Genomic DNA, 25,544 nt, shown 5'->3' on the forward strand with positions numbered 1-25,544 from the left:
GCTGGTGACAGCGCGCCGGGAGGCAGGCCTTGCGGCCAGCCGGCGCCGCTGGTCAGCGCACCTTGCCCTCCTTCCATGCCTGCAGCAGCTTGTCGTAGGGGATGGTCTCGCCCTTCGGCTTCTCGTTGGCCAGCTTTTTCCATGGCGCGTGGTCGCTCGACAGCCACTTGGCCGGGTCGCCCTTCGGGTTGAGCTTGGGTGCGCAATTGCTCATGCCGGCGCGCTGCAGCCGTGCCATCACCTGGTCCATCTCGTCGGCGAGCGTGTCCATGGCGGCCAGCGGGGTTTTCTCGCCGGTCACCGCGGTGGCCACGTTCTTCCACCACAGTTGCGCCAGCTTGGGATAGTCGGGCACGTTGGTACCGGTCGGCGTCCAGGCCACGCGCGCCGGGCTGCGGTAGAACTCGATCAGGCCGCCGTACTTGGCCGCGTTCTTGGTCAGGTAGTCGTGGTTGATGTCGCTGTCGCGGATAAAGGTCAGCCCGGTCAGCGACTTCTTCAGCGATACCGTCTTCGAGGTGACGAACTGTGCGTACAGCCACGCGCCGGCGAGCTTGTTGGGATCGGTGTTCTTGAAGAAGGTCCACGAGCCCACGTCCTGGTAGCCGTTCTGCATGCCCTGCTTCCAGTACGGGCCGTAAGGCGACGGCGCCATGCGCCACTTGGGCGAGCCGTCGCCATTGACCACCGGCAGGCCCTTCTTGGTCATGTCCGCGGTAAAGGCCGTGTACCAGAAGATCTGCTGCGCCACCTGCCCTTGCGCCGGCACCGGCCCGGCCTCGGAGAAGGTCATGCCCATCGCCTGCGGCGGAGCGTATTTCTTCATCCAGTCGATGTACTTGGTCAGCGCATAGACGGCCGCGGGGCTGTTGGTGGCGCCGCCGCGCGCGACCGAGGCGCCGACCGGCGTGCACTTGTCCTCGGCCACGCGGATGCCCCACTCGTCGACCGGCATGCCGTTGGGCAGGCCCTTGTCGGCGGTACCCGCCATCGACAGCCAGGCATCCGTGAAGCGCCAGCCGAGCGAGGGATCCTTCTTGCCGTAGTCCATGTGGCCGTAGACCTTCTTGCCGTCGATCTCCTTGACGTCGTTGGTGAAGAAATTGGCGATGTCTTCATACGCGGACCAGTTGGTCGGCACGCCCAGGTCGTAGCCGTACTTGGCCTTGAATTTGTCCTGCAGGTCCTTGCGCGCGAACCAGTCGGCGCGGAACCAGTAGAGGTTGGCGAACTGCTGGTCGGGCAGCTGGTACAGCTTACCGTCCGGCGCGGTGGTGAACTTGGTGCCGATGAAGTCCTTCACGTCCAGGCCCGGGTTGGTCCACTCCTTGCCGGCGCCGTTCATGTAGTCGGTCAGCGGCAGGATCGAGCCATAGCGATAGTGCGTGCCGATCAGGTCCGAATCGGAAATCCAGCCGTCGTAGATCGACTTGCCGGACTGCATCGAGGTCTGCAGTTTCTCGACCACGTCGCCTTCCTGGATCAAATCATGGTTGACCTTGATCCCGGTGATTTCCTCGAAGGCCTTGGCCAGTGTCTTGGACTCGTACTCATGCGTGGTGATGGTCTCGGACACCACGCTGATCTGCGTGACACCCTTGGCCTTGAGCCTGGCGGCGGCGTCGATAAACCACTTCATTTCCGCCTGCTGCTTGTCCTTGGATAGCGACGAGGGCTGGAACTCATTGTCGATCCACTTCTTCGCTTCCGCCTCGCCCGCCAGGGCGGAGGTACCGCAAGCCAGCGCAGCCGCGCAGGCAAGGGCTGTCATCCCCAACTTCACGTGCACTTTCATCGGTGTCTCCTCATGAATTCCCCTCCCCGGCTATGGTCTGGGTGGCGGCCCCGGGGCAGGGATAAGCCGCTATACCGTTATCTCCCATCGAAGCGGAAACTGCTGGCCCCGATGGGCCCGTTCAGCCCTTGCGCAGGATCAGCGCCAGCACCAGCATCGATACGCCGAAGCTGATCCAGACAGACGGTTCCTCGGCCAGGGACAGCCACGCGGTGAGCTTCTCGCCCAGCCCGACCCATGCCAGGTTGACCCACGCCGCGCACATCAGGCCGATGAACAGCCGGTCGCCGCGGGTGGTGGCGATTGGCAGGAAGCCCTTGCGCAGCACCGAAGGCGAACGGATTTCCAGGACGGTCATGCCGATCAGCATGACTACGATGCAGGCGAAGAACACCGCGACCGGTGTCGTCCACACCATCCAGCTCAGCATTGCCATGTCTCCTTGTCTTGAGTGCGCGCGCTTTTTACCTGCGTCCTATACGCGCCCCATCGCGAAGCCCTTCGCGATGTAGTGCCGCACAAACCAGATCACGATGCCGCCTGGCACGATGGTCAGCACGCCGGCCGCGGCCAGCACGCCCCAGTCCATGCCCGATGCCGACACCGTGCGCGTCATGGTGGCCACGATCGGCTTGGCGTTGACCGAGGTCAGCGTGCGCGCCAGCAGCAGCTCCACCCAGCTGAACATGAAGCAGAAGAACGCCGCCACGCCCACGCCAGCCTTGATCAGCGGCAGGAAGATGGTCAGGAAGAAGCGCGGGAAGGAATAGCCGTCGACGTAGGCGGTCTCGTCGATTTCGCGCGGCACGCCCGACATGAAGCCCTCCAGGATCCACACCGCCAGCGGCACGTTGAAGACCAGGTGGGCCAGCGCCACGCCCAGGTGCGTGTCCATCAGGCCGATGGTGCTGTACAGCTGGAAGAACGGCAGCAGGAACACCGCGGGCGGTGTCATGCGGTTGGTCAGCAGCCAGAAGAACACATGCTTGTCGCCGATGAACTGGTAGCGCGAAAACGCGTATGCCGCCGGCAGCGCGACCACGATCGAGATCACCGTGTTCATCGCCACGTAGATCATCGAATTGAGGTAGCCGGAGTACCACGACGAATCGGTGAAGATGGTCTTGTAGTGCTCCAGCGTGAAGTCGGCCGGCCACAGCGACAGCGTGGAGACGATTTCCTCGTTGGTCTTGAACGACATGTTCACCATCCAGTAGATCGGCACGATGGCGAACAGCAGGTAGACCAGCAGGAAACCGGCGCGCCACCAAGTCGTGGTGGTGGCCTGGGTGCGGATTTCAGCCATGGGGCATGTCCTCGCTGCCGGCGGTGCCCGCGCGCTGCATCCAGTTATAGAGGATGAAGCACAGGAGCAGGATGATCAGGAAGTAGACGATGGAAAACGCCGCCGCGGGGCCAAGGTCGAACTGGCCCACGGCCTTCTGCGTCAGGTATTGCGACAGGAAGGTGGTGGCGTTGCCGGGACCGCCGCCGGTCAGCACGAAGGGCTCGGTATAGATCATGAAGCTGTCCATGAAGCGCAGCAGCACCGCGATCATCAGCACCCCGCGCAGCTTGGGCAGCTGGATGTGGCGGAACACCGCCAGCCGCGAGGCGCCATCGATCTGCGCGGCCTGGTAGTAGGCGTCGGGAATCGCGCGCAGGCCCGCGTAGCAGAGCAACGCCACCAGCGGCGTCCAGTGCCAGACATCCATCACCAGCACCGTGACCCAGGCATCGAAGGCGCTGCCGGTGTAGTTGTAGTCGAAGCCCATCGCCTCGAGCGCGGCGCCGAGCAGGCCGATATCGGTGCGCCCGAAGATCTGCCAGATGGTGCCGACCACGTTCCATGGGATCAGTAGCGACAGCGCGATGATCACCAGCGCCGCCGATGCCTTCCAGCCCCTGGCCGGCATCGACAGCGCCAGCAGGATGCCGAGCGGAATCTCCACCAGCAGCACCGCCAGCGAAAAGCCCAGCTGGCGCAGCAGCGCGTCGTGCAGTTCGCCGTCACGCAGCACGGTGCGGAACCATTCGGTGCCGACAAACACGCGCCGCTCGGGCGAGATGATGTCCTGCACCGAGTAGTTGACGATGGTCATCAGCGGCAGGATCGCCGAGAACGCCACGCATGCCACCACCGGCAATACCAGCAGCCAGGCCTTCTGGTTGACGGGCTTCATGACACCAGCTCCTCGTTGACGTAGTAGCAGGTATGGCGGTTGAACACCGACAGCCAGGCCGTGTCGCCGGCGCGCAAGGCGGCCGCCTCGGCCCCCAGGCGGGCACGCAGCGTTGCAGCCTGCGCGCCCGCTTCCTGCACGCTGCCGGTCACCAGCCAGTAGGTGCCGATGTCCTGCGCGCGCTGCACCTGTATCGGCACTGCCTGCATAGGGCGCTCCTCGCGCTCCGGTGCCAGTTGCAGGTACTCGGGCCGCACGCCGATGCGGAAGCTGCCCGCCGCGCGCAAGGCCGCAGCCACCGATGGCGCCAGCGCCGGCGTGTAGCGCCGGCCTGCCACCTCGATGGCGTCGTCGCGCCACTGGCCCGGCAGGAAGTTCATGCCGGGCGAGCCGATGAAATGCCCGACGAAGGTGTGTGCAGGCCGCTCGAACAGCGCATCGGCAGGCCCCACCTGCACCGCCTTGCCGCGCGACATCACCACCACCTGGTCGGCAAAGGTCAGCGCCTCGGTCTGGTCGTGGGTGACGTAGATCAGCGTCAGGCCGAATTCGTGGTGGATTTCCTTGAGCTTGCGCCGCAGCTGCCATTTCAGCTGCGGGTCGATCACCGTCAGCGGCTCGTCGAACAGGATCGCCGAGACGTCGTGCCGTACCAGTCCGCGGCCCAAGGAAATCTTCTGCTTGGCGTCGGCGGCGAGGCCGCTGGCGCGGCGGTCCAGCGTGGCCGACAGCTCCAGCATCTCGGCCACGCGTCCCACGCGCTCGCGCACCTGCGCCTCCGGCACGCCGCGGTTGCGCAGCGGGAAGGCCAGGTTCTCGCCGACGGTCATGGTGTCGTAGATCACCGGGAACTGGAACACCTGTGCAATATTGCGCGCCTGCGGCGTGGCGCCCGTGACGTCGCGTCCGTCGAAGGCAATGGTGCCGTGCGAAGGCCGCAGCAGCCCGGAAATGCAGTTCAGCAGCGTGGTCTTGCCGCAGCCTGACGGGCCCAGCAGCGCATAGGCGCCGCCGTCCTCGAAGGTGAACTTCAGCGGCAGCAATGCGTAGTCGTCATCGTTGCGCGGATGCGGCAGGTAAGAGTGCGCAAGGTCCAGGTCGATGCGTGCCATCGTCAGCCCCCCGCCGCCGCCGCGGCACCGGCTGCCGCCCCGCCCGGCACATCGCCCGGCACCCCCGCGGCCAGCCCGCCGGGCCGCCGCGGCGCATGGATGCGCCGGCCGGCCGCGTCGAACAGGTAGATCTGGTCAGGCAACAGGTGCAAGGACACCGGTTCGCCCAGCCGCAGGTCGAGCACGCCGGCGAACTGCGCCACTAGGTTGCCCACCGGCGTATCGGCATGGATAAAGGTGTCCGAGCCCGACAGCTCGGCCAGCGCCACGTGCCCCGGTACCGCGACCGCGCCCGGTTCGCCTGCCAGGCGCAGCGCCGACGCGCGCACGCCCACGGTGACGGGTCCCTCACCTCCGCCGGCGCCGGACACCGGCACCGAGATGCCGCCGGCAAGCGTGACCCAGCCGCCGTTGAGCGTGCCCGGTACCAGGTTCATCGGCGGATCGTTGAAGGCGCGCGCCACGCGCAGCGAATCGGGATAGTGGAAGACGTCGGCGGTCGGCCCATACTGCAGCAGCTCGCCGGCATCGAGCACGGCCGTATGGCCGCCCAGCAGCAGCGCCTCGCCGGGTTCGGTGGTGGCGTAGACCACGGTCGCATCGCCATGCGCGAACAGCTGCGACAGCTCTTCGCGCAGTTCCTCGCGCAGCTTGTAATCCAGGTTGACCAGCGGCTCGTCCAGCAGCATCAGCGGCGCTTCCTTGGCCAGCGCGCGCGCCAGCGCCACGCGCTGCTGCTGGCCGCCCGACAGCTCAGACGGGTAGCGGTCGAGCAGGTGGTCGATATGCAGCCGCGCCGCCAGCTCGCGCACGCGCGCGGCAATGTCGGCGCCGGCGGCGCCATCGCGACGCAGCCGCAGCCGCAAGCGCAGCGGAGAGGCAATGTTGTCGAAGACCTTGAGCGACGGGTAGTTGATGAACTGCTGGTAGACCATCGACACGTTGCGCTCGCGCACCGGCACGCCGGTGACATCGTGGCCGTCGACCAGCACGCGGCCGGCGCTGGGCCGGTCGAGCCCCGCCATCACGCGCATCAGCGAAGTCTTGCCCGCCTGGGTAGCGCCCAGCAGGATGGTCACCGCGCCGGGAACCGGCGCCAGCGTCATCGGATAGAGATACGCCTGCGAACCTGCGTGCTGCGCCACGGCCTCCAAACTCAGCTGCATCCGGTCTCCATGTTCGATATGCTTTTCGCATCACCACTTTTCGCGCGATGCAGGCGCACAGTTCTTGGCTTTCGACCGTTTTAGTAATAAAACGAACAGAAAACAAGTGTGCACCGCATCATTTGTTTTCGTTTCTGTTTGAACTAGAATCCCGGCATGACGCTCAATCCACGCCAGACCGCCCTGCTCGAAGAAGTCCGCAGCCATGGCTTTGCCTCCATCGACGAACTTGCGCGCAAGTTCGGCGTCACGCTGCAGACGGTGCGGCGAGACGTCAACCTGCTGGCCGAGAACGGCATGCTGGCGCGCTTCCACGGCGGGGTGCGGGTGGAGGGCTCCACCACCGAGAACATTGCCTACCGGCAGCGTCAGGTGCTGAATGCCGAGGGCAAGGCGCGCATTGCGCGCGCGGTGGCGGCGGCGGTGCCGGAGGGCTGCTCGCTGATCCTGAACATCGGCACCACGGTGGAAGAGATCGCGCGCGAGCTGATGCAGCACCGCGGGCTGCGCGTGATCACCAATAACCTGAACGTGGCCAATATCCTGGCGGACAACCCCGACTGCGAGGTCATCGTCGCCGGCGGCGTGCTGCGCTCGCGCGACCGCGGCATCGTCGGCGAGGCCACGGTCGAGTTCATCCGACAGTTCAAGGTGGATATCGGCCTGATCGGCATCTCGGGCATCGAGACGGATGGCACGCTGCGCGACTACGACTTCCGCGAGGTCAAGGTGGCGCGGACCATCATCGAGCATTCACGCGAGGTCTGGCTGGCGGCGGATACCAGCAAGTTCAACCGCCAGGCCATGGTGGAGCTGGCGCATGTGTCGCAGGTCGACCGGCTGTTCACCGATGAGCCGCTGGCGGCACCGTTCGACCGGATCCTGGCCGACAGTGGGGTGAAGTGTGTGGTGGCGGAGCGGGAGTGAGCGTGCCGGATGTCCGGCTGCCGCTGCCGCGCTGGCGGGAGCGGGGCTGGCGTTGAGGGCGGGGGGCGGGACGGTGCATGCTGCGTCGGCATTGCGACGCGCCTGCCCTCTCCCCCGTCCCCTCTCCCGCACGCGGCAGAGGGGAGCAAACCCCCTGGGAAATCGAGGCTTACTTGAAGACGACGGTCTTGTGGCCGTTCAGCAGGATGCGGCGTTCGGCGTGCCACTTGACCGCCCGGGCCAGCGCCACGCACTCCACGTCGCGGCCCACGGCGGTGAGCTGGTCCGGGTCCATGCTGTGATCGACGCGCTCGATTTCCTGCTCGATGATCGGGCCCTCGTCCAGGTCGGCGGTGACGTAGTGCGCGGTCGCGCCGATCAGCTTCACGCCGCGGTCGTGCGCCTGGTAATAAGGCTTGGCGCCCTTGAAGCTGGGCAGGAACGAGTGATGGATATTGATGGCGCGGCCGGCGAGCTTGCGGCACAGGTCGTCGGACAGCACCTGCATGTAGCGCGCCAGCACCACCAGGTCGATCTTCTGCTCCTGCACCACGTCGAACACGCGCGCCTCCTGCGCGGCCTTCTGCTCGGCCGAGGCGTTCATCAGCGGCAGGTGGAAGAACGGCACGTCGTACGACGCCGCCAGTTGGTAGAAGTCGCGGTGATTGGACACAATTGCCGCGATCTCGACCGGCAGGCCGCCCACCTTGGCGCGGAACAGCAGGTCGTTCAGGCAGTGGCCGATCTTGGACACCATGATCATCACGCGCGGCTTGACAGAGGCGTCGTTCAGCTCCCACTGCATGCCGAACTGGTCGCCCACCGGCGCGAACGCTGCCTTCAGCGTGCCCAGGTCCGGGCCGCCGGCGGCCGCGCTGAAGTGCACCCGCATGAAGAAGCGGCCGGTGTACGCGTCACCGTACTGGTCCGAATCGACGATATTGCAGCCGTGCTGGAACAGCAGGCCCGAGACGGCGTGGACGATGCCCGGCTGGTCGGGGCACGAAAGGGTCAGGATAAATCCGGTGGTGCTCATGGTGTGTGGTTCTGTCGGAGGGGCGCGGTGTACGAGCCGGTGCGCGAGCCCAAGGGCCATCAAGGCCGCGAAGCCAGTGAAAGCCGTGAAAGCGCGGGCCAGGCCCGCTGCGCACGCTCAGGCGCGACGGTCTTCGGTGCCCGGCCAGCCGCGCCGGCGAAGGGCATCCAGCGTCACCAGCGTGGCGTCGACCGTCATGGCGCCGCTCGACATGATATCAAGCAATGCGGCCAGCCCCACGCGCTTGTGTTCGCTGACCTCGCCGTCCTGGTTGCTTGGGACGAATCCCGGCGGCAGCATCAGGTCATAGATGTAGACCTGTTCCCACTGCACGCCTTCGGGCAGGTCGCGCAGCACCTCGACCATGCCGTGCGGCTGCACGCGCCCGGCCAGCGCCGGCGGGATGCCGGACTCTTCCTCGCACTCGCGCACCAGCGTGGCGAGCGGGTCGCTGCCGTGCGGCATGCCGCCGGCGACCAGGTTGTCCCACATGCCGGGGTCGACCGATTTGCCGGGGCTGCGCCGCGAGATCCACAGCACGGGGCCGGCGCCGGTATCGGCCATGTCAACGATCCCGTTCATGTGCGAGGCAAAGGTCAGCAAACCCAGGAAGCGCGCCGCCGCGCGCTCGACCGCCGCCAGCGCGGGCGCGTCCAGCGCCGGGGTGACCGCGAACAGTTCATGGCGCCAGCCGCGCACGTGCCCGGCCTCGGCCAGCTGGTGCGCGAGCGCGGCCAGCGCGGCGCTCAGCACTTCGAAGCCGGAGCGTCCCGGCAGCAATGCCACCGCGGCGGTGCCATCCGCGGCGCCCTCCTCCGGGCCGAGGATGCAACCCATGCCGCGCAGGATCGCGGCATGCGCCCGGGGCAGCCAGCCGACCTGCTGGCCGCCCACCATCAGGCGCAGCTTGCTGGCGGGATCGAAGCGGGTGCGCGCCGCCAGCGAGGCGGCGATGCGTGCCATGTGGCTGGCGTCGGCGCCATCGCCGGACGGAATTCCAGACGGAACGCCGGACGGCACCGCGGGCGGCAGGGAAAAGATGTCGGCCATGTCAGATCGGGGCGCCGGCCGGGCCGGCGCATCTTGTCATTTTCAGGATTGAACGCATGAACCAGGCAGCAACGCAAGCCCAGGCGCAGCACGCCGGCCCAGGCCGGCACGCTTCCGAGCCGCACTTTGTTCTGGCGCTCGACCAGGGCACCAGCAGCTCGCGCGCGATCCTGTTCGACCACGCCGGCAGCGTGGTGCGGCTGGCGCAGCGCGAGTTCCGCCAATACTACCCACATCCGGGCCATGTCGAGCACGATCCGTATGAAATCTGGCAGTCGCAGCTGGCGGTAGCGCACGAAGTGCTGGCCGATGCCGGCATCTCCGCCACGCAGGTGCGCGCCATCGGCATCACCAACCAGCGCGAAACCACGGTGCTGTGGGACCGCAAGACCGGCGAGCCGGTCGGGCGCGCACTGGTCTGGCAGGACCGCCGCACCGCGCCGATGTGCGAGGCGCTGCAGGACGCCGGCCATGGCGAGCTGTTCCGCGAGAAGACCGGGCTGGTCATCGATGCGTATTTCTCCGGCACCAAGCTGCGCTGGATGCTCGACAACATCGAAGGTGCCCGCGAACGCGCGCAGCGCGGCGAGCTGGCGTTCGGCACGGTCGACAGCTGGTTGATCTGGCAGCTGACCGACGGCGCGCGCCACGTCACGGACGTGTCTAACGCCTCGCGCACGATGCTGTTCAATATCCACCGCTTCGAGTGGGACGACGCGCTGCTGGCGCTGCTCGACATCCCGCACGCGCTGCTGCCCGAGGTAGTGCCGTCCAGCGGCGAGGTGGCGCGCACCGCGGCGCGGCTGTTCGGCGTCGAGATCCCGATCGCGGGCATCGCGGGCGACCAGCAGGCGGCCACCTTCGGCCAGGCCTGCCTGTCGCCCGGCATGGCCAAGAACACCTATGGCACGGGCTGCTTCCTGCTGATGAATACCGGCACCGAACCGGTGGCATCGCACAACCGGCTGCTGACCACCATCGGCTGGCAATTGGGCGGGCAAACCCAGTATTGCCTGGAGGGCGGCGTCTTCATGGGCGGCGCCACCATCCAGTGGCTGCGCGACGGCCTGAAGATCATCAACAGCGCGCCCGAAGTTGAGCCACTCGCACGCCAGTGCGACGACACCGGCGGCGTGGTGCTGGTGCCTGCTTTTGCCGGCCTTGGCGCCCCGCACTGGGACGCCTTCGCGCGCGGCACGCTGGTCGGCATGACACGCGGCACCGGCCGGCCGCAGCTGGCGCGCGCGGCGCTGGAATCGATCGCGTTGCAGAGTGTCGACGTGCTGGAAGCCATGCAGAAGGACGCCGGCATCGCGCTGGCCGAGCTGCGCGTGGACGGCGGCGCCTCGCGCAGCGACCTGCTGATGCAGATGCAGGCGGACCTGCTCGGCACCTCGGTGGTCCGTCCGCGCGTGACCGAGACCACCGCGCTGGGCGCAGCCTACCTCGCCGGCCTGGCCACCGGCTACTGGAGCGACCCCGCGCAGATCGCGCAGCAATGGCAGGTGGAGCAGCGCTTCGAGCCCAACCTGTCGGCTGACGAACGCGGTCACCGGCTGGCGCGCTGGCACCGCGCCGTCGAGCGCGCCCGCGACTGGGCGCGCGAGGACGAAGCCGGCGCCGCCGGCTGAACGCCGGCCGCCCCCAACGCTCCGCCAAGACCGTACACACCCCGAACCAAGCGCCATGCAGAAAGCCTCCACCCCGACCCAGCCCCCGACCCAGCCCCCCAGCCGGGCCGCCCTGCTTTCCACCCTGGAGCGCGAACCGCGCTGGGATGTCATCGTCATCGGCGGCGGCGCCACCGGCCTCGGCACCGCGGTCGATGCCGCCTCGCGCGGCTACCGCACGCTGCTGGTCGAAGCCGCCGATTTTGCCAAGGGCACCTCGAGCAAGGCCACCAAGCTCGTGCACGGCGGCGTGCGCTACCTGGCCCAGGGCAATATCGGCCTGGTGCGCGAAGCCTTGCACGAGCGCGGCCTGCTCGCGCGCAACGCGCCGCACCTGGTGTGGCCGCTGGGCTTCGTGGTGCCGGCGTACCAGATGTTCGACCAGCCCTTCTACGGCATCGGCCTGAAGGTCTACGACCTGCTCGCCGGCAACCTCAACCTGGCCGGCAGCCGCTGGCTGAACCACCAGGAGGTGCTGGCCGCCGTCCCCAACCTGGCCGAGCACGTCAGCGGGCGCCCGCTGCGTGGCGGCAACCTGTACTTCGACGGCCAGTTCGACGATGCGCGGCTGGCGGTGGCGCTGATGCGCACCCTGTTCGACGTGGGCGGCACCGCGGTCAACTACATGCGCGTGACCGGCCTGAGCCAGCAAGGCGGCGTGATCTGCGGCATCACGGTGCAGGACGCGCTGGGCGACGCCACCTTCCGGCTGCGCGCCGATTGCGTGATCAATGCCACCGGGGTCTGGGTCGACGCGGTGCGCCAGATGGAGGACGGCCATGCCCGCACCCTGGTGGCCCCGAGCCAGGGCGTGCACCTGACGCTGCCGCGCAGCTTCCTGCCGGGCGAGAGCGCCATCCTGATTCCAAAGACCGACGACGGCCGGGTGCTGTTCGTGGTGCCGTGGAACGGCCATACCATTGTCGGCACCACGGATACGCCGCGGCGCGACCTGCCGCTCGAGCCCGATGCCGGCGCCGACGATGTCGATTTCATCCTCGAGACCGCGTCGCGCTACCTGGCCAAGGATCCCACCCGCGCAGACGTCACCAGCGTCTGGGCCGGGCTGCGGCCACTGGTCAAGGCTACCGGCGAAGCTTCCACCGCGTCGCTGTCGCGCGAGCATACGATCCTGGTCTCTAAGGCGGGGCTGATCACGGTCACCGGCGGCAAGTGGACCACCTATCGCAAGATGGCGGAGGACGTGATCGACACCGCGATCCAGCGGCAGATGGTGCGCGCCGCGCCCTGCGTGACCGGCGACCTGCCGCTGCACGGCGCCGCCGGACTGCCGGCGGAACTGCCGCTGGCGGATGCGCCCGCCCCGGACCGCTACTACGGCAACGAGCTGGCCACGCTGCGCGCCCTGCCCGGCCAGGACCGCGTGCTGGCGGCGGCATCGGGCCTGACCGAAGCGCATGTCCGTTTCGCGGCCCGGCACGAACTGGCACGGCGCGTCGAGGACGTGCTGGCGCGCCGCAACCGCGTGCTGTTCCTCGACGCGCGCGCTGCGCTGCAGGCCGCGCCGGCAGTGGCCGCGATCCTGGCCGAAGAGTTCGGGGAAAGCGAGGCCTGGCAGGCGCGCGAGCTCGACAGTTTCCGCGCGCTCGCCGCCGGCTACATGCTGGGCGGCGCTGCGCAACCCGAGGAACCGGCCGCCGCCGCCCGCGTCTGAACTGGCTGGTCCAAAACCGCTAGAAAGGGCCCACCGACGTGACTCGCCCGACCTTGAACGCAATCCGCGGCGCGGTGCTGCTTGCATGGCTGGCCGCCGTTGGCAGCGCCAGTGCCGCGCGGCCCCCCGGCATCGACGGCGTGCGCTTTACCGACGTGCGTACCGTGCGCTACCAATGCGACGGCGACAAGACGCTGACCGTGCGCTACTTCAACAGCGCCGACAACCAGGCCGCCGTGTTCCGCCTGGACGGCAAGCCGGTGCTGGCGGTGACCACGGTCGCGGCGTCCGGCGCGCGCTATGTCGGCGGGCGCTACGAGTGGTGGACCAAGGGCGACACCGGCACGCTGCGCGACCTGATGCAGCAGGAAAACGCCGCGGCGGCGCTGTCGAATTGCCAGGCAAGGCCCTAGCCGCGGGCAAGCATCATTGCCGGATCCGACGCCGACGTTTGAGGCAACGGCGTTCCGGGCGATAATGCGGGGATTGAATCAGGGAGAACACCATGGACGAGATTGAAGATCTGTCCGATCTGCCGATGCCCCGCTTTATCTGGGGCTTCGCCGTTATCGCCGGCAAGAGCGGCGAGGTCATGCACGACGAGTTCGAGTATCTGACCCATACCCGCAGCCCGCGCTTTACCTGCCGCGTGGTCGAGCTGGAAGACATGCCGGCCGAGAGCGAGGAAGACGCCATCGACGGCCGCATCGTCCACCATGACGATCCGCGCCGGATGTTCTATATCACCGACGCCGGCATGGCACTGGTCAACTTCCAGTTGTTCGACAAGATGCCGGACAAGCAGAAGTTCAAGCGCGTCTGCGACGAAGCCATTGCCAACTGGATGCTGCGCCGCGAATTCCTCGACGAGGAGGAAGAGGACTGACCCACCCGCTTCCGGCCCCGCCGGATCGTTGCGGCCGCCTGCGCGGCCGCGCATTTATCAGGCCTGGTCCTGCTCCGGCGGCAGCGCGCCCGTCAGCAGTTCATTGAGCAGGCCGGTCATGCCACCGGGATGATTGACGGCCAGCGCCTGCAGGCGCCGCGCCAGCGTGCCGTCCAGCTTGCACGCGAACGGCACCAGGCCCTGCTCCTGGTCCAGCCGGCGCTGTTCACGGCGATCCGGCCGCGCCCCGGCGCCGCCAGGAATCCCGCCCCGGGCCGCCGAGGCCTGTTTCAGGCTGTTGGCGATCTTCAGGCCCTTGTTCTTTTCCAGGTCCGTTTTCTTCACGGCAATTTCCGAAAGTCTGTCGAGGCCGGCATTGTACGCGCAGGCTGCGGCCGGGCACGGCAACGACCGCGCGCTGGAACATGCGACGAGTCGCGTTACGTGTCGCTGACTTCGATCAGCTCGGCCGCCACGCGCTGGATTTCCGCGTAGACCGGGATGGCGTCCATCGGGCCGGTGCAGCCTACCGCCGTCGCCTGGCTGGCATCCGCACCCGGCGGCAGGAAGACGAAGGCCATGCCGGGCTGCCAGCCCGGATGCTTGCGCAGGCTGTCATTGAGGATGTCGAGATACTGCGCGCGCGTGAAGACGTGCCTTGCCATCGCTACCTCCAGATCCACTGCCGATGCACCCTGCGGGCGCGGGAGTCATGGCGGGGATCGTAGCATGGCAACCATGGCCGGCGTCACCTTGCGGCGCCGGCCCGCGCACGCCTCAGCATTCGCCTTTCTTGGCGTGGCCCGGCGGACAGTGGTAGTCCTTCTTGCCTCCCTTGCCGTTGCCCTTGCCACCGTGGCCGCCCTGGTCCCAGCGGCCAGGCACCAACACCCAGCCATCGCGCGACTGGATCCAGCGCGGCGACTCATAGACATAGCCCGGCCGCTCGCGTTCCCAGCGGCCCTTCTTCCACGCGTGCTTATGGTGGTGGTCGTCCCAGTCCCAGTAGCCCGGCATCCAGACATAGCCAGGGCGCGGGATGGGAATGGCCTCGTACATCGGCGCCGGCGGCGGCACGCCGATGGCAATATTGACCGACACCTGGGCGATCGACGCCGCACTGAAGGCGAGGCCGGAACCCAGCATTGCCGCCAGCAAGACAATCCGGACCGGCCGGAGCGCGAGATGTGTCATGGAATCCCTTTCTCGTGGAGGAACACGCGCACAGTCTAGCGCGCGCCCGCCGCGGCGCCATGTAAGAAAGGGTTTCGGTGGATCACAAAGATGCCGGCGCGCAACACTCGCCTGCACGCCGGCGGCATCAGTGATCCTCTGCCATCGCCTTGAGCTGAGCGTCGCCGGCATCGCGCGCGGCGTCCGCAGTGGTGAAGGTGTCATCCGAGACGATGGCGCGCCGGACCTGCCGCGCATCGAAGTCGACCAGCGCGATCACCCAGACATAGCGCCCAGCCTGGGGAGCGGTCTGCACGAAAGCTTTCAGGTTCGGCCGGGTTTCACTCGCCATGATCCATCTCCTTGAGAAACGTTCTGGAAACGTCGTTGCGGGAAGTGCCGTAACACAAAGGTGTCTGAAAACTCTAGCACACGGTCCGAGCCCTTACCCAGCTTACCCAGCTTACCCGGCTTACCCGGCCTACCCCACCGCACCCGGCCGCACCCGGCCGCACCTGACCTTACCCGGCCCCATTGCAAGTGTTGCGTGAAGCACCGCGAAGCCCGGCTGCTTGATCTTTCAGTCCGCGTCGCAGCAACCGATAATCAGTCCACTGGCGACCGCCGGCCGGCAGCCCAGCCCTCCGTCCGAACGCTTGACCGCCCGGAACCGGCGCCCGGACCATAGCCGCTTACGCTGTGAGCCGCCTCAGTCGCCGAACGGATTGGGCGCGCGGTTCTCGAGCGACTCGTTCAGGTCGAACTCGTCGCGCACCTTGTCGACCACCGCGCGGATGCTGGCCTCATAACCGGTTGCGTTGCCAAAGCCGCTCATGTCCCAGTTGCGGCCGCGGGCATCGCGCGCATGCGGCACCGGCGCGGGCACGCGGACTTTGGCGCCGTCCTCGCCGACTTCATAGATTTGCTGGATGCGCCGGCTGACCTCGTCCCGAAGGGCACGCCGGCCACGCTCGCGCTTGGCCATGACTGACTCCTCGATGCATGCGCTGGCATCCTAGCATGGTGCGCCCGCGTGGTTCAAAGTGCGGCGATCGCGGCCTGGTAGGCCGAGTAGAGCCGCGCGAAGACCGGTCCGGGCACGCCGGCGCCGACGGTGCGCCCGTCGATCGTAACCACCGGCAGCAGCTCCTTGCTTGCCGACGACAGCAACACTTCGTCCGCCCCGAACACGTCCTCCCTGGCGATCCGGCGCGCTTCCAGCGGAATCTCCAGCGCCGCGCAAACCTCTTCCATAAAGCCGTAGCGGATGCCTTCCAGGATCAGGTTGTCCTTGGGCGGCGCCAGCACGCGGCCATCGCGCACCACCCAGACGTTGGACGACGAGGCCTCGGTCAGCCAGCCGTCGCGGAACTGGATCGCCTCGGTCACGCCGTGCTCGGCGGCATGCTGCGCTGCCATTACGTTGCCCAGCAGCGAGGTCGACTTGATCTGGCAGTTCAGCCAGCGCCGGTCCTCCATCGTCACGCAGGCCACGCCCTGTTCGCGCATGTGAGCGGGCGGCAGCGCCATCGGGTTGGTCATGATAAGCACCGTCGGCACGACTTCCTTGGGGAAGGCATGCGCACGCCGGGCTACGCCGCGCGTCACCTGGATATAGATCATCTGGTCCGACATCCCGTTGGCACGGACCACTTCGCCGATCAGTGCCTGCCACTGCTCGGCGCTGTGCGGGTCGGGTATCCCGATCGCCTCCAGGCTGCGGTGCAGGCGCGCGAGATGCTGTGTACCGCGGAACGGCTTGCCACCGTAGTACGGGATGACCTCATAGATGCCATCGCCAAAAATAAAGCCGCGGTCGAGGACCGGAATGCGGGCTTCGGATAGCGGGGTGAGGGAACCATTGAGGTGGACGACGGGGTCGGTCATTGTGCTTCAGGCGGTGGAGAGAATGAAACAATTCTTCCACACGCCCCAGCTCGAGGTTATGCGCAATTTGCATCGGATTGCCGGCTGGCGCGGCGTTGAAGCAGTGACGCCATTCACCCATGTGGGGGTGTTCGTTGCAGCACTTCCTGGCCAGAATCAAGGTGTCGTGAGTTGACCCCTCTCGGCATTTCCCGCAGCCCGCATTCGTGCGGGCTTTTTTTCATCCCCAGAATTGGGGATGCGCGCCGTGCCGGCAACGGCGACGATAAGACCGGGCGGACTGCGACACGCCCAACGCCATTTCAAGCCCTCGCCTACCCTGGCCGAGGGCTTTTTCTTTGCCTTCACTAGGGCAAGCCCCGCCAGGGCGCGATCCGTTGACCGGGTGTCGTCGTCCAGGCACAACACCTCTATTTAGAGGGATGCGCCATCCCATGCGGCTATACGACCATCGTCATGGGCGGTTCCGCGACTCGCCCACCACTACTTCAAGCCCTCGACTACCCTGGCCGAGGGCTTTTTCTTTGGTTGGCGCAAAGAGGCTGTGGCCCATCCGCACCGCAACAAATCTTTACAACTGAGCCCGTGAATTCCGGCAGGGTTGCCCTAGCCTTCCCCCATGCTTTCCGAAGGAGACGGCCATGCCTTCGTCGCGGGACACATTCAAGCTGCGCCGCCCTGGGCGCCGGACGATGAACTGGCATGACGTTGCCTTGATTTCGGCGGCATGGATTGGATTGTGTCTGGGGCTTGGGTGGACGCTTTCCAAAGCGGCCGGGACCTTCGAATAAGGCTGCGCTGCGTCCTCGTCGAAACAGCGATGGAAATAGCTCCCCACCGAATGGGGATGCAAATGTCTTTACATTTGCCGGAGAATGCTCGGGTCGTGAGTTGACCCCTCTCGGCTTTCTACCCAAAGCCCGCCGCTGTGCGGTAATGCCGTTCAGTTAAGTCTGAACGGCATTTTTCTTTGCAGGGGTTGTAAACAAGGTGTCGAGCTGTTAACTTGCCGTTCCGATGCTATCGGAACAAGTCCACGCCACCCTTGAGCTTAGTGAGCCGGCCAGTTTTGCCCGGCTCAGCGAGCACCTGCCGATGGCTTGGATTGAGCAAGCGCTGGCAGCCTCGGGGACAGCGTCCGTTCGCCGGCGCCGACTGCCAGCAGAGCAGGTGGTCTGGCTGGTCATCGCGCTGGCGCTCTATCGGCACCAATCGATTCCCGATGTGCTGGAGACGCTGGACCTGGCACTGCCCAACGATGCCAACGCCTGTGTCAGCAAGAGCGGGATCGCCCAAGCCCGCGAGCGGCTTGGAGACAAGCCTCTGTTGTGGCTGTTCGAGCAGACCGCACGGGCGTGGGTGGCTCAGGATGCTGCGCACTACAAATGGAAGGGCTTGGCGCTTTACGCCATGGATGGGACCACCTTCCGCACTGCCGATAGCCCTGAGAATCGCCTCCACTTTGGCGCGCAGAGCTACGCCAGCGGCAAGGTCGCCAGCTATCCACAAGTCCGCGGGGTCTCGCTCACGGCTGTTCCCACCCATCTTGTTGCCGATATCGCCTTTGGCTGCTATGGGCGCAACGAGATGCTCTATGCCAAGGAGCTCATTGAGCGGATCCCGGATCATTCGTTAACGATCTTTGACAAGGGCTTTCTGGCCGCAGAGATCCTGTGGGGCTTGCGCATGGGCGGCAGCGAGCGCCACTTCCTGATCCCCGCTAAGAAGAATCTGCAGTGGGAGTTGCTCTCAGGCAACGAGGGCGATGGCATCGTCCAGATGAAGGTCTCGCCTCAGGCTCGCCGCAAGAATCCTGCCTTGCCAGAGACTTGGACAGCTCGCGCGATCCGGGACGAGGACTCAGACCGCGTCCTGTTGACCTCGTTGACAGACCGTCGGCGCTTCAAGGCAGCCGACATCATTGGGTGCTACAAGCGCCGTTGGGAAATCGAAACCAGCTATCGGGAACTGAAGCAGACGATGCTCGGGGCCGAACTGACCTTGCGCAGCCGCCAGCCTGAGGGCGTGCATCAGGAAATCTGGGGGGCACTGATTGCGTACAACCTGGTGCGTCTGGAGATGGCCAAGGCTGCGCTCGAGGCCCGCGCCGAGCCCACCGACTTGAGCTTTGTGCTGGCCTTGCGCCTGATACAGGGCGAGTTGATCTGGGCAGCCGGCATGGCCCCAGGCAAGCTGCCGGCCCACCTGCAGCGCATGCGCGCCAAACTTCAGTTGGCGATCGTCCAAAAGCGACGGGGGCGTAAGTGCCCCCGTGAAGTCAAAGCCCTGCCTAAGCGCTACACCGTCCGGTTCCTCAGAAAGGACCTTAACTGAACGGCATTAGCCGCTGTGCGGGCTCTTTTTTTCATGCAGGCCCTGTCAGGACGCTGCCGAACGTGGCGGCACCTCTGTTTAGAGGGATGCGCGCCCCGGGCGATTGCACGAACATGGTTATGGGCGTTTCCGTGACTTGCCCACTTTCTTCAAGCCCTTCATGCCCTCGCCCACCCTGGCCGAGGGCTTTTCTTTGCCGGAGTCGGCCTCTGTCCGAACAACAGGCCCGGTGACCCTGCTATGGCAGTTCCGGCGCCCCGCGCGCATCCCGTGCGGGTCGGCGCAGAAAGCAAAAAAGCCGTCCAATTGGACGGCTTCGGCTCACTGCGGATGTTCTGGCGGAGAGAGGGGGATTCGAACCCCCGATAGGCTATTAACCTATACACGCTTTCCAGGCGTGCGACTTAAACCACTCATCCATCTCTCCGGGAAGTCCGCGATTATAGCAGAGTTGCCCGACGAATCTACAAGTTCGTGCGGCGCCCTCCTAGCCCCGACGCAAATACGTCACCAGCCTGTCGATCACCGGCGCGTTGCGCGGCGTGAGCAGGCTGACGATGATCGCTACCGCAAACCCCGCGGGCACGCCAAAGGCGCCGGAAGCGATCGGGTCGACGCCGAACCAGCGGTTGCCGAAAATGCCGGTCATGCGGGTGAAGAACGGGTAGTTGACGAAGATGTAGTAGACCGCCACGCCAAGCCCGGCGGACATGCCGGCGACAGCGCCGGCCGCAGTCGTCCGGCGCCAGAAGATGCCCAGCACCAGCACGGGGAAAAAACTCGATGCCGCCAGCGAGAAGGCAGCGCCGACCAGGAACAGGATGTTGCCTGGGCGCAGCGATGTAACGTATGAAGCGAACAAGGCAACGCCCAGCAACACGATCTTGGCCGTGGTGACGCGGCGCTGGTGGCTCGCCTGGCGGTCGACCATGTGATAGAAGACGTCGTGCGACAGCGCATTGGCGATGGTGAGCAGCAGGCCGTCGGCGGTCGACAGCGCCGCCGCCAGCGCGCCGGCGGCGATCAGGCCGGAGATGACATAAGGCAGTCCGGCGATCTCCGGGGCGGCCAGGACGATCATGTCGGGCTGCAGCAGGATCTCGGCCCATTGCACGATGCCGTCGCCGTTGACGTCGCGGATGCCGAATACCGGCGGATCGACCTTGCGCCATTGCACCACCCATTGCGGCAGTTCCGCATACGACGTGCCGACCAGGTGCTCGAAGAACTCGTACTTGACCAGCGCGGCCAGCGTCGGCGCGGACACGTACAGCAGCGCAATGCAGAACACGGCCCAGGCCACCGAGTTGCGGGTCTCCTTGACGGAGGGCGTGGTGTAGAGGCGCGTCAGGATATGCGGCAGGCTGGCGGTGCCGACCATCAGGCAGAACACAAGCAGCACGAAATTGAGCCGCTTGGTCTTGCGCTCCTGCTCGGACGCCGCCGGGTATGGCTCGGTGGACGACATCGAATGCCGGCTGCGCGCAAGCGCGTCTTCGCGCTGCAGGTTCCACTGCTGCTGTGCGGCGGCGGGATCGCGCGGGAATTCCAGGCGCTCGCGTTCCAGCGCCTTGATTTCGCGCAGCGGCGCATTGCGCGCACGCAGGTCCTGCAGCCGCGCGTCCAGCGTGTCGCGCTCCTGCTGGAAGGATGCCGGCAGCCGGGCGATGCGCTCCTGCAGCAGGATGGCCTGCTGCTTGTAGTACTCGCGCACGGCCTGCTCGGCGGGCTCGCGCTCCAGTTCCTGCTCGCGCGCATCGAGCTGCGCCAGCAGCGTGCCGTAGCTGAGCTGCGGCACCGCTTCCTGGTGATGCTTCCACGCGATCATCGAGACCGTGACCAGGAAGGCGACGATCATCATGATGTACTGCGCCACCTGCGTCCACGTGACCGCGCGCATGCCGCCCAGGAACGAGCACACCAGGATGCCGGCCAGGCCGAAGAAGATGCCAACGGCGAATTCCACGCCGATGAAGCGCGTCACCACCAGCCCTACCCCCTGGATCTGCGCCACCAGGTAGACGAACGAACACAGCGACGCCGCCAGCACCGCGATCGCGCGCACCGGCAGGTTGCCGCCGGGCTTGCCGTTGCCATAGCGCGCGGCGAGAAAATCCGGAATGGTGTAGCCGCCGTACTTGCGCAGGTATGGCGCCAGCAGGAAGGCCACCAGGCAATAGCCTCCGGTCCAGCCCATGACGTAGGCGAGGCCCTCGTAGCCGGATGCGAACAGGATGCCGGCCAGCCCGATGAAGGACGCGGCGCTCATCCAGTCGGCGGCGATCGCCATGCCGTTGAACAGGGCCGGCACGCGCCGCGAGGCGACGTAATACTCGTTGAGGTCGGAGGTGCGGCAGATCAGCCCGATGCAGGCATAGATCGCGATGGTGATGAAGAGGAAGACATAGCCGAGCCACAAGGCATCGGCGTTGGAACGCTCCAGCAGCCCCATCATGCCGACGAAGCCAAACAACCCCAGCGTGAACAGGCCGTAGTACAGCAGCAGCCGGCGGCGGAAGCGCGACTGGGCATCAGGCATGGGCGGCGGTCCGTGGTCGGTGGGGCGCTATCGTAACAAACCCGCCGGCGCGCGGGAACGCGGCGGCGGGCTGGTAGGGGGCACGGCGGAAGGGTTACTGTGCCTGCTTGAGCTGGTCCAGGATCGCCGGGTTCTCCAGCGTCGAGGTGTCCTGCGTGATTGCCTCGCCCTTGGCCAGCGAGCGCAGCAGGCGGCGCATGATCTTGCCCGAGCGCGTCTTGGGCAGGTTGTCGCCAAAGCGGATGTCCTTGGGCTTGGCGATCGGGCCGATTTCCTTGCCGACCCAGTTGCGCAGCTCGGTGGCAAGCTTGATGGCCTCTTCGCCGTTCGGGCGGGCGCGCTTGAGCACGACGAACGCGCAGATCGCCTCGCCGGTCATGTCATCGGGACGGCCGACCACCGCGGCCTCCGCCACCAGCGGATTCGCCACCAGCGCCGACTCGATCTCCATCGTGCCCATGCGGTGGCCCGACACGTTCAGCACGTCGTCGATGCGGCCCATGATGGTGAAGTAGCCGGTGTCCTTGTCGCGGATCGAGCCGTCGCCCGCGAGGTAGAGCTTGCCGCCCAGCTCCTCGGGGAAGTAGCTCTTCCTGAAGCGCTCCGGGTCGCCCCAGATGGTGCGGATCATGGCCGGCCACGGGCGCTTGACCACCAGGATGCCGCCATTGCCGTTGGGCAGGTCATGGCCGGTCTCGTCGACGATGGCGGCCATGATGCCCGGCAGCGGCAGCGTGCACGAACCCGGCACCAGCGGCGTCGCGCCCGGCAGCGGCGTGATCATGTGGCCGCCGGTCTCGGTCTGCCAGAAGGTGTCGACGATCGGGCAGCGCTCGTTGCCGATGTTCTTGTAGTACCACATCCACGCCTCGGGATTGATCGGCTCGCCCACGGTGCCGAGCAGGCGCAGGCTCGACAGGTCGTATTGCTTCGGGTGGATCTTCTCGTCGGCCTCGGCGGCCTTGATCAGCGAGCGGATCGCGGTCGGCGCGGTATAGAAGATGCTGACCTTGTGGCGCGCGATCATGTCCCAGAAGCGGCCGGCGTTCGGGTAGGTCGGCACGCCTTCGAACACCACCTGGGTGGCGCCGGCGGCCAGCGGGCCGTAGGCGATGTAGGTGTGGCCGGTGACCCAGCCGATGTCGGCGGTACACCAGAACAGGTCGTCGGGCTTGATGTCGAAGGTCCACTTCATCGTCATCAGCGCCCACAGCAGGTAGCCGCCGGTGCTGTGCTGCACGCCCTTGGGCTTGCCGGTCGAGCCGGAGGTGTAGAGCACGAACAGCGGGTGCTCGGCGCCGACGGGCTCGGCTTCGCAGGTGTCGGGCTGGTTGGCGCAGACGTCGTCGAGCCAGCGGTCGCGGCCCTCGGTCCAGCCGACGTTACCGCCGGTGCGGCGGTACACGATCACGTTCTTCACGGCCTCGCAGCCGCCCAGCGCCAGCGCGTCGTCGGCAATGGCCTTCAGCGGCAGCGCCTTGCCGCCGCGCATCTGCTCGTCGGCGGTGATCAGCGCCACCGCGCCCACGTCGACCAGCCGCTCCTGCAGCGACTTGGCGGAGAAGCCGCCGAACACCACCGAGTGCGTCGCGCCCAGGCGCGCGCAGGCCTGCATCGCGGCCACGCCTTCGACCGACATCGGCATGTAGATCACGACGCGGTCGCCCTTCCTGATGCCGAGCGTCTTCAGGCCGTTGGCCAGGCGGCACACCTTCGCATGCAGTTCGCGGTAGGTGACGCGCGTCACCGTGCCGTCGTCGGCCTCGAACACGATCGCGACCTTGTCGGCATTGCCGTTTTCCAGGTTGCGGTCCAGGCAGTTGTACGAGGCATTGAGCTGGCCATCCTCGAACCACTTGTAGAACGGCGCGTTGCTCTCGTCCAGCACCTTGGTGAAGGGCTTGTTCCAGTGCAGCAGCTCGCGGGCGTGGCGTGCCCAGAAGCCTTCGTAGTCGCGTTCGGCTTCCTCGCACAGCGCGCGGTAGGCGTCCATGCTGGGAATCGCGGCCTGGCTGGCGAACGACTCGGGCGGGTTGAACACGCGGTTCTCTTGCATCACCGATTCGATGGCGGACATAGACTCGTCTCCTGATTTTGGAATGGCTTTGGCTGCCAAGTTACGCCCGACGGCTTACTTAAACCTGACGGTCGGCGGCTGCTGCCTATGGTGACTGGCCGGTGTCCGAGGTCGCCGCATGCTGCAATGCAGCGGGAAACGTCCTGCCATCGGGGGCGAAAGTGCAGCCTTCTCCATTAGGCTAGCACAGCTATAATCCCGCGAGCCCTATACCTGAACGCGGTGCTTACCCTTGCCGCGGCCTCTCCACGCTTGCACCGGCTCGCCGCGCCTCGCGCCACCCGCGATCGTGGCCGCCGGCTGACCGAGGCATCGACCGTGCCCACCAACACCTCCACTTCAGCCCCTGCCCACTCTCGGCTTTTCTCCCCGATCCACGCACTGTTCCTGGTCGGATCGATGGCGCTGGTCGGCAGCAATGTGGGGCTGGGCAAATCGATCATCGCCCATGTGCCGGTGCTGCTGTTCGCGCTGCTGCGCTTCGTCATCGCCATCGTCTGCCTGGCGCCGTGGTACCGGCCGGCGCGCATGCGCCGGGTGTCGCGCGGCGAATGGCTGAACCTGTTCCTGCAGGCGTTCTTCGGCACCTTCCTGTTCACGCTGCTGATGCTCAACGGCGTGCGGCTGACCAGCGCCATGGCCGCGGGGGTCATCACCAGCACCATTCCCGCCACGGTGGCAATCCTGTCCTGGCTGGTGCTGCGCGAACGGCTGTCGCGCCGCACCGTGGCCTCGGTGCTGCTGGCGGTGGCCGGCATCGCCGTGCTCAACATCGCCCGCAGCGATGCGCACGGCGCCGGCGAAAACAGCCAGGCCTGGCTCGGCAACCTGATGATCCTGGGCGCGGTGCTGTGCGAATCGGTCTACGTGATCCTGTCGCGCCGCCTCACGCAGACACTGGCCGCGATCGAGATCTGCGCCTATACCCACCTGATCGGCGGCCTGCTGATGCTGCCGCTGGGGCTGGTGCCGCTGCTGACCTTCGACGCCTCCACGGTGCCGGCGCAGACCTGGCTGATGCTGCTGTGGTACGCGCTGTCGGCCAGCGTGTTCTCGTTCTGGCTGTGGATGAAGGGCATCCGCCATGTGCCGGCGCAATTGGCGGGCGTGTTTACCTCGGTGCTGCCGGTGGCAGCGGCCACCTACGGCATCGCTGTGCTGGGCGAGCAGCCGGGCTGGCCGCACGGCGTGGCGCTGGCCTGCGTGCTGGCCGGAATCGTTCTTGCGAGCTGGCCGGGGCGGATTGCGCGCGGCGCGTGGCGCGGCAAGGCGGCGGGCGCCGATCCGCGCGCGGGAACCTGAACGGCGTGGCGTGGCACCGGTTACTGCTGGTAACACAGCGCTGCCATCGTCGCTTGGTACAATCCACGCCGATTTTCAACTCGCCGCAATTTTTCCACTCTTCGCCCCGCCCATGGCTTCCAATCCAATGACCAAGCCGCAGGCCCAGAGCCTGCGGCCGATCCCGAGCATCATCTTCGCGTCGCGCTGGCTGCAGCTGCCGCTATACCTGGGCCTGATCGTGGCCCAGGGCGTCTATGTCTACCATTTCCTGGTCGAAGTCTGGCATCTGCTGGCACATGTGACCGAGTTCGACGAGAACAAGATCATGCTGGTGGTGCTGGGGCTGATCGACGTGGTGATGATCTCCAACCTGCTGATCATGGTGATCGTGGGCGGCTACGAGACCTTCGTCTCGCGCCTGGGCATCGACAACCACCCGGACGAGCCGGAATGGCTGGACCATGTCAACGCAGGGGTGCTCAAGGTCAAGCTGTCGATGGCGCTGATCGGGATTTCGTCGATCCACCTGCTGAAGACGTTTATCGACGCGGAACAGCGCACTACCCACACCATCATGTGGCAGGTGGCCATCCACGTGGCGTTCCTGGCCTCTGCGGTGGCGATGGCGTATGTCGACCGGATGGTGTCGCACCCGGCCGGCGCGCATGCCAAGCGCGAATCACATTAAGCTTTCCAAAAGCCAGGACTTGCCTCCGAACCGCGGCCATGCGCCGCGGTTTTTGCATTTGG

At 66.5% G+C, this 25,544-nt stretch carries 25 protein-coding genes and 1 tRNA gene; 9 read left to right on the forward strand and 17 right to left on the reverse strand.

The window, feature by feature from the left end; translation table 11 throughout:
- Positions 1-52 precede the first annotated feature (52 nt).
- From E0W60_RS21855 to E0W60_RS21880, 6 genes are all read right to left on the reverse strand, one after another.
- Positions 53-1,783 carry an ABC transporter substrate-binding protein gene (locus tag E0W60_RS21855; protein ID WP_135706292.1) on the reverse strand — a complete coding sequence of 577 codons (1,731 nt, stop codon included), beginning with the start codon at positions 1,781-1,783 and terminating at the stop codon, positions 53-55.
- Between the two features lie 133 nt (positions 1,784-1,916).
- On the reverse strand, positions 1,917-2,225 hold the full coding sequence (locus E0W60_RS21860) for a DUF2160 domain-containing protein (RefSeq protein ID WP_133096129.1): 309 nt from the start codon (positions 2,223-2,225) through the stop codon (positions 1,917-1,919).
- Positions 2,226-2,270: 45 nt separating this feature from the next.
- Positions 2,271-3,101, reverse strand: coding sequence for a carbohydrate ABC transporter permease (locus E0W60_RS21865; protein WP_133096069.1), 831 nt, complete (start codon positions 3,099-3,101; stop codon positions 2,271-2,273).
- The gene (locus E0W60_RS21870) at positions 3,094-3,978 is read right to left on the reverse strand and encodes a carbohydrate ABC transporter permease (protein ID WP_133096068.1); all 885 of its coding nucleotides are present in this window, start codon (positions 3,976-3,978) and stop codon (positions 3,094-3,096) included. Before E0W60_RS21870 ends, E0W60_RS21865 begins: the two co-directional genes overlap by 8 nt.
- Positions 3,975-5,090 carry an ABC transporter ATP-binding protein gene (locus E0W60_RS21875; protein ID WP_135705545.1) on the reverse strand — a complete coding sequence of 372 codons (1,116 nt, stop codon included), beginning with the start codon at positions 5,088-5,090 and terminating at the stop codon, positions 3,975-3,977. The genes E0W60_RS21870 and E0W60_RS21875 overlap by 4 nt, the downstream gene beginning before the upstream one ends.
- Before the next feature lie 2 nt (positions 5,091-5,092).
- Positions 5,093-6,256: an ABC transporter ATP-binding protein gene (locus E0W60_RS21880; protein WP_135705546.1), complete on the reverse strand. Its 1,164-nt coding sequence runs from the start codon at positions 6,254-6,256 to the stop codon at positions 5,093-5,095.
- Between the two features lie 156 nt (positions 6,257-6,412).
- On the opposite strand from E0W60_RS21880, the gene E0W60_RS21885 reads away from it, so the two are divergent.
- Positions 6,413-7,183, forward strand: coding sequence for a DeoR/GlpR family DNA-binding transcription regulator (locus E0W60_RS21885; protein WP_133096065.1), 771 nt, complete (start codon positions 6,413-6,415; stop codon positions 7,181-7,183).
- Positions 7,184-7,352: 169 nt separating this feature from the next.
- Here the strand turns inward: E0W60_RS21885 and purU are convergent, their stop codons facing one another.
- Both purU and E0W60_RS21895 read right to left on the reverse strand, forming a co-directional pair.
- On the reverse strand, positions 7,353-8,219 hold the full coding sequence (gene purU, locus E0W60_RS21890; protein WP_063238204.1) for a formyltetrahydrofolate deformylase: 867 nt from the start codon (positions 8,217-8,219) through the stop codon (positions 7,353-7,355).
- A 117-nt stretch (positions 8,220-8,336) separates the two neighbouring features.
- Positions 8,337-9,269 carry an NUDIX hydrolase gene (locus tag E0W60_RS21895; RefSeq protein ID WP_133096064.1) on the reverse strand — a complete coding sequence of 311 codons (933 nt, stop codon included), beginning with the start codon at positions 9,267-9,269 and terminating at the stop codon, positions 8,337-8,339.
- A 56-nt stretch (positions 9,270-9,325) separates the two neighbouring features.
- On the opposite strand from E0W60_RS21895, the gene glpK reads away from it, so the two are divergent.
- From glpK to E0W60_RS21915, 4 genes are all read left to right on the forward strand, one after another.
- Positions 9,326-10,900 (forward strand): glycerol kinase GlpK, encoded by a 1,575-nt coding sequence (gene glpK / locus E0W60_RS21900; RefSeq protein WP_135705547.1) that lies wholly within the window; start codon positions 9,326-9,328, stop codon positions 10,898-10,900.
- Between the two features lie 55 nt (positions 10,901-10,955).
- Positions 10,956-12,614: a glycerol-3-phosphate dehydrogenase/oxidase gene (locus E0W60_RS21905; protein WP_135705548.1), complete on the forward strand. Its 1,659-nt coding sequence runs from the start codon at positions 10,956-10,958 to the stop codon at positions 12,612-12,614.
- A gap of 53 nt (positions 12,615-12,667) precedes the next feature.
- The gene (locus E0W60_RS21910; protein ID WP_218959749.1) at positions 12,668-13,027 is read left to right on the forward strand and encodes an MliC family protein; all 360 of its coding nucleotides are present in this window, start codon (positions 12,668-12,670) and stop codon (positions 13,025-13,027) included.
- Positions 13,028-13,119: 92 nt separating this feature from the next.
- The gene (locus E0W60_RS21915; protein ID WP_133096061.1) at positions 13,120-13,500 is read left to right on the forward strand and encodes a hypothetical protein; all 381 of its coding nucleotides are present in this window, start codon (positions 13,120-13,122) and stop codon (positions 13,498-13,500) included.
- Between the two features lie 57 nt (positions 13,501-13,557).
- Here the strand turns inward: E0W60_RS21915 and E0W60_RS21920 are convergent, their stop codons facing one another.
- From E0W60_RS21920 to E0W60_RS21945, 6 genes are all read right to left on the reverse strand, one after another.
- Positions 13,558-13,851 carry a hypothetical protein gene (locus E0W60_RS21920; RefSeq protein ID WP_167884615.1) on the reverse strand — a complete coding sequence of 98 codons (294 nt, stop codon included), beginning with the start codon at positions 13,849-13,851 and terminating at the stop codon, positions 13,558-13,560.
- 89 nt (positions 13,852-13,940) lie between these two features.
- A complete protein-coding gene (locus E0W60_RS21925) occupies positions 13,941-14,165 on the reverse strand; it encodes a hypothetical protein (RefSeq protein WP_029046345.1) in 225 nt (74 codons plus the stop codon).
- Positions 14,166-14,277: 112 nt separating this feature from the next.
- Complete coding sequence (locus E0W60_RS21930) at positions 14,278-14,694, reverse strand: YXWGXW repeat-containing protein (protein ID WP_133096059.1); 417 nt, start codon at positions 14,692-14,694, stop codon at positions 14,278-14,280.
- Between the two features lie 127 nt (positions 14,695-14,821).
- A complete protein-coding gene (locus tag E0W60_RS21935) occupies positions 14,822-15,025 on the reverse strand; it encodes a hypothetical protein (RefSeq protein WP_133096058.1) in 204 nt (67 codons plus the stop codon).
- Positions 15,026-15,382: 357 nt separating this feature from the next.
- On the reverse strand, positions 15,383-15,658 hold the full coding sequence (locus tag E0W60_RS21940) for a hypothetical protein (protein ID WP_135705551.1): 276 nt from the start codon (positions 15,656-15,658) through the stop codon (positions 15,383-15,385).
- Positions 15,659-15,711: 53 nt separating this feature from the next.
- Positions 15,712-16,560 (reverse strand): D-amino acid aminotransferase, encoded by an 849-nt coding sequence (locus E0W60_RS21945; RefSeq protein WP_135705552.1) that lies wholly within the window; start codon positions 16,558-16,560, stop codon positions 15,712-15,714.
- 22 nt (positions 16,561-16,582) lie between these two features.
- Between E0W60_RS21945 and E0W60_RS37070 the strand changes: the two genes are divergently transcribed.
- Both E0W60_RS37070 and E0W60_RS21950 read left to right on the forward strand, forming a co-directional pair.
- Complete coding sequence (locus E0W60_RS37070; protein ID WP_167884593.1) at positions 16,583-16,735, forward strand: hypothetical protein; 153 nt, start codon at positions 16,583-16,585, stop codon at positions 16,733-16,735.
- A gap of 842 nt (positions 16,736-17,577) precedes the next feature.
- Entirely contained in the window at positions 17,578-18,894 is a 1,317-nt protein-coding gene (locus E0W60_RS21950; RefSeq protein WP_135704128.1) for an IS4 family transposase, read from the forward strand.
- A gap of 336 nt (positions 18,895-19,230) precedes the next feature.
- Here the strand turns inward: E0W60_RS21950 and E0W60_RS21955 are convergent.
- From E0W60_RS21955 to acs, 3 genes are all read right to left on the reverse strand, one after another.
- Positions 19,231-19,321 (reverse strand) — tRNA-Ser (locus tag E0W60_RS21955).
- 60 nt (positions 19,322-19,381) lie between these two features.
- A complete protein-coding gene (locus E0W60_RS21960) occupies positions 19,382-21,433 on the reverse strand; it encodes a sodium:solute symporter family protein (RefSeq protein ID WP_133096055.1) in 2,052 nt (683 codons plus the stop codon).
- Between the two features lie 94 nt (positions 21,434-21,527).
- A complete protein-coding gene (gene acs / locus E0W60_RS21965) occupies positions 21,528-23,510 on the reverse strand; it encodes an acetate--CoA ligase (protein WP_135705553.1) in 1,983 nt (660 codons plus the stop codon).
- Positions 23,511-23,828: 318 nt separating this feature from the next.
- Here acs and E0W60_RS21970 point away from each other — a divergent pair, with 318 nt between their 5' ends.
- Together E0W60_RS21970 and E0W60_RS21975 are read left to right on the forward strand one after the other, a co-directional pair.
- Positions 23,829-24,812, forward strand: a complete 984-nt coding sequence (locus E0W60_RS21970; RefSeq protein WP_276609576.1) for a DMT family transporter — start codon at positions 23,829-23,831, stop codon at positions 24,810-24,812.
- 112 nt (positions 24,813-24,924) lie between these two features.
- Positions 24,925-25,482: a TIGR00645 family protein gene (locus E0W60_RS21975; RefSeq protein WP_133095560.1), complete on the forward strand. Its 558-nt coding sequence runs from the start codon at positions 24,925-24,927 to the stop codon at positions 25,480-25,482.
- Positions 25,483-25,544: the final 62 nt, after the last annotated feature.

The organism is Cupriavidus oxalaticus (assembly GCF_004768545.1).
GTDB classification, from domain to species: domain Bacteria; phylum Pseudomonadota; class Gammaproteobacteria; order Burkholderiales; family Burkholderiaceae; genus Cupriavidus; species Cupriavidus oxalaticus_A.